Origin of the sequence: Micromonospora sp. NPDC048999 (genome assembly GCF_040649295.1) — a bacterium.
Lineage (GTDB): Bacteria > Actinomycetota > Actinomycetes > Mycobacteriales > Micromonosporaceae > Micromonospora.
In genome coordinates this window covers 275534-282288 of sequence record NZ_JBEZFI010000001.1, presented here as the reverse complement: position 1 = coordinate 282288, position 6755 = coordinate 275534, and the positions used below count along the sequence as shown (strand labels likewise).

7 protein-coding genes are annotated in these 6755 nt (G+C 73.0%); 4 read left to right on the top strand and 3 right to left on the bottom strand.

All coding sequences use genetic code 11. The features are described 5' to 3' along the window. Positions 1-325: 325 nt before the first annotated feature. On the top strand, positions 326-1186 hold the full coding sequence (locus AB0C02_RS01390; RefSeq protein ID WP_357539909.1) for a GNAT family N-acetyltransferase: 861 nt from the start codon (positions 326-328) through the stop codon (positions 1184-1186). Positions 1187-1226: 40 nt separating this feature from the next. Here the strand turns inward: AB0C02_RS01390 and AB0C02_RS01385 are convergent, their stop codons facing one another. Together AB0C02_RS01385 and AB0C02_RS01380 are read right to left on the bottom strand one after the other, a co-directional pair. Next, positions 1227-1877, bottom strand: a complete 651-nt coding sequence (locus tag AB0C02_RS01385; RefSeq protein WP_357539907.1) for a futalosine hydrolase — start codon at positions 1875-1877, stop codon at positions 1227-1229. Then, a complete protein-coding gene (locus AB0C02_RS01380) occupies positions 1874-3469 on the bottom strand; it encodes an MFS transporter (protein ID WP_357539905.1) in 1596 nt (531 codons plus the stop codon). Before AB0C02_RS01380 ends, AB0C02_RS01385 begins: the two co-directional genes overlap by 4 nt. 86 nt (positions 3470-3555) lie before the next feature. On the opposite strand from AB0C02_RS01380, the gene AB0C02_RS01375 reads away from it, so the two are divergent. After that, a complete protein-coding gene (locus AB0C02_RS01375; RefSeq protein WP_357539903.1) occupies positions 3556-4395 on the top strand; it encodes a DUF3027 domain-containing protein in 840 nt (279 codons plus the stop codon). 4 nt (positions 4396-4399) lie between these two features. Here the strand turns inward: AB0C02_RS01375 and AB0C02_RS01370 are convergent, their stop codons facing one another. Further along, entirely contained in the window at positions 4400-4660 is a 261-nt protein-coding gene (locus AB0C02_RS01370) for a DUF2530 domain-containing protein (RefSeq protein WP_357539901.1), read from the bottom strand. Between the two features lie 178 nt (positions 4661-4838). On the opposite strand from AB0C02_RS01370, the gene AB0C02_RS01365 reads away from it, so the two are divergent. Then, entirely contained in the window at positions 4839-5288 is a 450-nt protein-coding gene (locus AB0C02_RS01365) for a MarR family transcriptional regulator (protein WP_357539899.1), read from the top strand. 73 nt (positions 5289-5361) lie between these two features. Continuing rightward, positions 5362-6648, top strand: a complete 1287-nt coding sequence (locus AB0C02_RS01360) for an MFS transporter (RefSeq protein WP_357539897.1) — start codon at positions 5362-5364, stop codon at positions 6646-6648. Positions 6649-6755 lie beyond the last annotated feature (107 nt).

Below are 6755 nucleotides of genomic sequence, written 5' to 3'. Positions count from 1 at the left end.
GCGAGGCGGCCGGCCAGGTGGGCCTGGCATCGGTCTGGGGCGGGCGGCGCGAGGCGGCCGGCCAGGTGGGCCTGGCATCGGTCTGGGGCGGGCGGCGCGAGGCGGCCGGCCAGGTGGGCCTGGCATCGGTCTGGGGCGGGCGGCGTGATGCGACGGCGTGTGGTGGCGGGCGGCCTGTCCGGCTCCGCGATATCACCAGCGACTCAGCTCCAAAGCGATTCGCTGTCCACACCCTTCCCGGTCGTGGAGTCGATTTCCACAGGGTTATCCACAGGTGGGCCCGTCGTGTTGAAACGGCGGTGGGAAGCTGGAGAGCATTCCAGGCGTGGGTGAGCCGAACTCTTCAACCGGGCGGTGGGCGGACCTGGGCGACCTGCTCAGGCGGCTGCGGCGGCAAGCCGACCTGAGTCAGCGCGAGCTGGCTGCCCGGGCTGGAGTTCCGCAGGCCACGGTCGCGCGGATCGAGTCCGGCCGGGCCGTTGACGCCCGGTACCGGACCGTGGAGCGGCTGGTCCGGGCCGCCGGCGGCCAGGTGCGGTTCGACGCCGGGCCGGTCGACGACGCCCGCCGGCTGCCGGCGCCGGTCCCGCACGACGAGCTGCGCGACCAGGCCGGGCGCCGGTATCCGGCCCACCTCGATGTGTGGGAGGTGCACGAGCCGAAAGACTGGCCCGGAGCGTGGTGGGCGGAGTGGTACAACCTGCCGCCCGAGAAGTGGCCGCTGCCGCTGCCGCCCGCGACCTACGAGGTGAATCGGGAGTATCGGGATCGGCGGCGCGAGGCGGAATGGGTGCGCGCATCGGTGACGATCCGGCGGGTGACCGAGGCGTTGGCCGCTACGTCGTGGCGGTTCGTCGCGGAACTGCCGGGCGGCGACCTGGTCGGGGAGCTCCGCGCCCACGAACAGAGCCCGCATCTCTACTGGGGCGGGGAAGAGCGCCCAGGGGAGCGGGAGATCGTGATCGACGGCCTGCTGGTCGCCGACTGCTACCGCCAGCTGGGCATCGGCCGCCGGCTGGTGGAGGCGCTCGTCGAAGAGGTGCGGGGCACCGGCATCGCGGTTGTCCGGGCCCTGACCCAGGAGCCCGGCATCCACTTCCTGCTCGCGTGCGGGTTCGAGCTGGAGGCGAGCCGGCCTGCCGCGCTGCGGTTGGACCTCGCGGCCAGCGCCTCCCGCCGCCGCTGAAGCGCTAGGTCAGCGGCAGTGTGGCCGCGGCGGCGCTAGGTCAGCGCAGGGCGGCGGCCGCCGCGGTGAGGGCTGCGAACGCCTCCCGCATCCGCCAGGATCCCCGGTCCCGGGGCCCGATCGGGTTGGACACCGTGCGCAGCTCGGCGAAGGGCAGGCCGGCCTGCGCGGCGGCCACGGCCACGCCGTACCCCTCCATGGCCTCGGCCACCGCGTCCGGGTGCCGTTCGGCGAGGGCCGCGGTGCTCGCGGCGGTGCCGGTCACCGTGTTGACCGTGAGCACCGTGCCGACGGTGGCCTCCGGCAGAGCCGTACGCAGGGCGTGCAGCAGCCCCGGGTCGGCGGCTACGACGCTGCCGAGCCCCAGCAGCTCCGCCGGCATGCCCAGTTCCTCCACCGGAAGGAAGCCCTCCGGTGACTCGGCACCCAGGTCTGCCGCGACGCTGCGGGTCGCCAGCACCGTGCCGCCGACCTCCACCCGGCCGACGAAGCCGCCGGCGATGCCCGCGCTGACCACCCCCCGGTACGGCCGCCCGGCCGCCTCGGCGAGCGCCAGCAGCCGGGCGGTGGCGGCCCCGGCGACGGCGGGACCCACCCCGACCGGGGCGACGGCGACCGTGGGGTCGGCCAGACCGGCCCGGACCGCCTCCGCCTCGGCCGGTACGGCGGTCACCACGAGCAGTCCACTCACGCCGCCGGCCCTCGCCGGTTCTCCTCGTCGACCCCGCCCGGCCCGCCGACGGTTGAGGAGGAGGGGCGGTAGATGTGGTAGCCCGGCGGCGGGAACGTGTCGTCGTCGGGCTCGGCGGTGGGCGTACCGCCCGACGACGGCGCCGGCGAGGTGGGGGTCGGCTCGGCGAACTCCTCCGTCTGGTCGCCGGCCAGCTCGTCGTCGCCGAGGGGGCGGCCGATCAGGCGTTCGCCGCGCAGCCGGCTGGCCACCAGCAGGCCGCGTACGGCGACCAGCACCGTGACGCCGGCGGCGACAGCGACCCCGATCCGGCCGGTGAAGGGGACGAGCCCGAGCGCGCCGCCGGCCACGAAGGCGAGCATGAGCGCGGTCTCCGAGTGGGCGAAGGAGCTGGCTCGGAGCCGCTCCGGGATCCGCTCCTGAATCGACGCGTCGACCGCGAGCTTGGCGATCCCGCTGAACAGGGCCGCGACCAGGCAGAACAACGCCGCCATGGGCAGCGAGAACTTCCACGCGGCCAGCACCGCCACCCCAGCCAGGACGATCATGCCGCTGGACTGGATCGCGGCCGGCCGGTGGATACGCAGCCGGGTGCCGACCGCGGTGGCCAGGAAGCTGCCCACCGCCAGCGCGCCGCCGACCAGGCCCAGCGCGCCCTGGGCGCCCAGGTCCCGGCCGAAGACGTCGGTGGTCAGGCCGCCGGCCTTGATCGCGAAGGCCAGGAAGAGCAGCAGGAAGCCGTACACCCCGCGCAGCGCCGCCGCGCCGATCAGCGTGGCGATCACCAGCCGGCCGGCGGGACGGCCCCGGCCCAGCGGTCGTTCCCCCGCCCGGCGCCAGAGCGCCTGCAGCGGGCGTGGTACCCGCTCCGGCGGCTCGGAATCCGCCTTCGGCGGCAGACGCAGCGAGATCACCATGCCGATCAGGAAGATCAGCGATGCCACCCGGAGCGGCCACTGCGGCCCGAACCAGAACGCGGCCAGCCCGAGCGGGGCGACCAGCCCGCCGGCGACCGTGCCGTAGACGCTCGCCCGGGCGCCCACCTGCGACAGCCCCAGGCCCTCCGGCAGCAGCCGGGGCACCGCCGCCGAGCGGGCCACCCCGTAGGCGCGGGAGAGGGCGAGCACGCCGAACGCCGCCGGGTAGAGCCCGAAGCTGCCGATGTAGTCGGAGATCAGCCAGGCGAGGAAGGCCCGGCCGAGCATGGTGGTCGCCAGCGCGTACCGGCGGCCGTGCCGGAAGTGGTCCAGCAGCGGCCCGACCACCGGGGCGAGCATGGCGAACGGCACCATGGTCACCAGCAGGTAGAGCGCGACCTTGTTCCGGGCCTCGCCGAGCGGCACGTCGAAGAAGATCGTCCCGGCCAGGCCGATGGCGATGAGGGTGTCCCCGGCGCAGGAGAGGGCGTGCAGGTCGAAGAGGCGGACCATGCCCACCTCGTTGCCGGCGCTCTGCGCCCGGGCCGACCCGGCCCGTCGGGTCATCCATCGACCGCTGCGCAGCGTGCCGCGCAGCAGCAGGCGGGTGGCGCGGATGCCCGTGCCGACTGCCCGCCCGAGGGCGGACCGGCCGGAGCGGGTGGACGGCGGCATGGGGTCTATCCTCGCCCATCTGATCCAGAAGTGCCGCACCACTCGGGAGAACGACTCCGGGGAGTGCCTGACAGCCGAGGGTGGGCATGGGGAACAATGGGTATGTGACCAGGCCCGCCTCCGCCCGCGCTCCCCGGCTCGACCAGGTGTGTGCCGCCGCCGTCGAGGTGGCCCGCGCCGCCATCACCGAGGTGGACCCCGCCGATGTCGGCGAGCACCTCCAGGCTGTCGTCGAGGGTGATCGCCTCGTCACCCACTACTTCGAGTGCCAGTTGGCCGGCTACCGGGGCTGGCGCTGGGCCGTAACGGTGACCCGGGTGCCGCGCAGCCGGAAGGTCACGGTCTGCGAGACCGTCCTGCTGCCCGGCGCCGACGCGCTGCTCGCCCCCGGCTGGCTGCCCTGGCAGGAGCGGCTCAAGCCGGGTGACCTGGGCCCGGGTGATCTGCTGCCCACCCCGCCGGACGATGAGCGGCTCGCCCCGGGCTACCTGCTCTCCGACGACCCGGCGGTCGAGGAGACCGCGTGGGAGCTCGGCCTGGGTCGGCCCCGGGTGTTGTCCCGGGAGGGCCGCACGGAGGCCGCTCAGCGTTGGTACGACGGTGACCACGGCCCGGACGCCCCGATCTCGGTGGCCGCGCCGGCCGCTGCCCGCTGTGGCACCTGCGGCTTCTATCTGCCCCTCGCCGGAGCGATGCGGCAGGCCTTCGGCGCCTGCGGCAACTTCTACGCGCCCGACGACGGCCGGGTGGTGAGTGCCGACCACGGCTGCGGCGCGCACTCGGAGACCCTCGCCGAGACGGCCGAGACCCCGACCGACGAGATGCCCACGGTCTACGACGACAGCGCGGTCGAGACGGTGTCGGTCAGCCGTGCCCCGGGCTCCGTCGAGGCGGCGGAGCCGGCAGAGCCGTACGGCCACCCCTGACGGCTCAGCCCCGGCGGGCGGTTGCCTCTCGGCGGCGCCGCCGGTTGGCGTCGTGCCGCATCATCACCGCGAGACCGGGAAAGCCCCACAGGAAACCGGCCAGGCAGGTCCAGAGCCAGTCCTGGTGCCCGTGCTCGGTGAGCCAACCGCGGAAGAAGATCAGCAGCACCAGCCCGGCCGCCGCCCAGATGATCAGCCCGGCGACGGCGAACGGCACCATCGGCGGGTCGAGCGGCTCGGGCCGCGGCGGTTGTTCCTGATGCACGGGCACAGCGTACGTGATCGCTAGCGCCCGGCTTGCCGGTGATCGAGGACGGCATTCATCCTGTACTCCCGCGCGGACCCGTCGAGTCCGTGGTGTTCCGACGCGGGGAAGACGATCTTCTGGTGAGTCCGGTCATATCGCATGTCGTTAGCCAGGCTCATTAGTTAAGCTAACTAGTGTGACGGAGCGGACGGTGACGGCGAAACGCGTGCCACCGGCGCAGCTGGCTCCCCAGTTGCGTGATGCGATCACCCGGCTCAGCCGGCGAGTCCGGCAGGCCCGCCCGGTGGGCGACCTGACGGTCACCCAGGTCTCGGCGCTGACCAGCCTCAACCTGGCCGGGGCACTGACGCCCCGGGAGCTGGCCGACGCCGAACGGGTGCAGCCGCCGACGATGACCAAGATCGTCGCGAAGTTGGAGGAGCGTGGCCTCGTGCAGCGCACCCCCCATCCGACCGACGGTCGCCAGATCATCCTGGCGGCGACCGAGGGTGGGCGGGCCGTGCTCGAGCAGTTCGAGCGGGCCCGCAACGAGTGGCTGGCCAACCGGCTGGCCGCGCTCACCGAGGAGGAACGCGACACGCTGCAGCGGGCCGCCGACATCCTCCAGGGGATCGCCCGCGCCTGAGCCGCGACCACGTCGTGCGGTCCGCTTCGTCCGCTGTGGGTGAGGCGTACCGACACGAGGAGGCGCATAAAGAGTGCAGGCAAAGCTGAGCACGATGTTCCAGTCCCTACGAGTCCGTAACTACCGGCTCTTCGCCACCGGACAGTTGATCAAGTTGGTCGGCGTCTGGATGATGTTCATCGCCCAGGACTGGCTCGTCCTCCAGCTCAGCGGCAACTCCGCCACCGCGCTCGGCGTGGTCACCGCGTTGCAGTTCACCCCGGTGCTGCTGCTGACCCTGCTGTCGGGCCGCCTCGCCGACCGGTACGACAAGCGCATGCTGCTCTTCGTCGCCAACGCGTTCTGGACCGCGTTGGCGCTGGTGATGAGCATGCTGGTGATCACCGGGCTGGTGCAGCTCTGGCACGTCTTCGCGTTCGCCGCCCTGCTCGGCGTCGCCAACGCGGTGGAGACCCCGGTCCGGCAGGCGTTCGTCTCCGAACTGGTCGGCGTGCCGCTGCTGCCGAACGCGCTCTCGCTCAACGCGGCCACCTTCAACTCGGCCCGGATAGTCGGCCCCGCCGTCGCCGGCCTGGCCATCGCCGCCTTCGACGTCGGGCCGGTCTTCCTGTTCAGTGCGCTCAGCTCGATCGCCCCGCTGGTCAACGTGGTCCGCATGCGTACCTCGGAGCTGCACCGCAAGGACCTGCCGCCGGCCGGCGAGCGCGACCAGGCCCGGGTGGTGGACGGTCTGCGGTACGTCGCGCGCCGGCCCGACATCCTGCTGCCGATGGCGCTGATGTCGGTGATCGGGATGAGCCTTTTCAACTTCCAGCTCACCCTCGCCGCGCTGGCCAAGACCGTGTTCAACACCGGGGCCGCCTCGTTCGGCCTGTTCAGCACCGCCCTCGCGGTCGGCGCGCTGGTCGGCGCCCTGGCCGGCACCGGGCGGCGTAGCCGCCCGTCGGTCTGGCTGGTGCTCGGCGCGGCGGTCGGCTGCGCCAGCTTCGGCACCCTGGTCGGGCTCGCCCCGGCGTACTGGCTGGTGGTGACGTTGCTGATGCCGACCGGATTCTTCATGGTCTTCTTCGCCCAGGCCGCCAACCAGCGGGTCCAGCTCAGCGTGGACGCCGCGTTCCGGGGCCGGGTGATGGCGCTCTGGGTGCTCGTCTTCCTCGGCACCAACCCGGTCGGCGCGCCGATCATCGGCTGGGTGGCCGAAACCTTCGGTGCCGGGGCGAGCATCTGGATCGGCGGTTTGATCTCGCTGGCCGCCGCGATCCTCGCGCTCACCTGGCAGCTGCGCCGCTCGGGCGCCCGGCTGCGGATGCGGATGCTGCCCATGCCCCGCTTCTACGTGGTGTCGCCCCACGCCGAGTAGCTGCAAGGAAGGGCCTCCTGTTTACGCCTGGTGCATAGCAGGGGGCCCTTTTGACGCGTATTCATTCAAGCCGGATATCGGCATTCCGGTGGCGGGCCGTGACGGTG

Excerpts from the sequence above, each read along its gene's own strand:
- AB0C02_RS01380 (WP_357539905.1), bottom strand. The coding sequence starts at position 3,469 with ATGCCGCCGTCCACCCGCTCCGGCCGGTCCGCCCTCGGGCGGGCAGTC.
- AB0C02_RS01375 (WP_357539903.1), top strand. The coding sequence starts at position 3,556 with ATGGGGAACAATGGGTATGTGACCAGGCCCGCCTCCGCCCGCGCTCCC.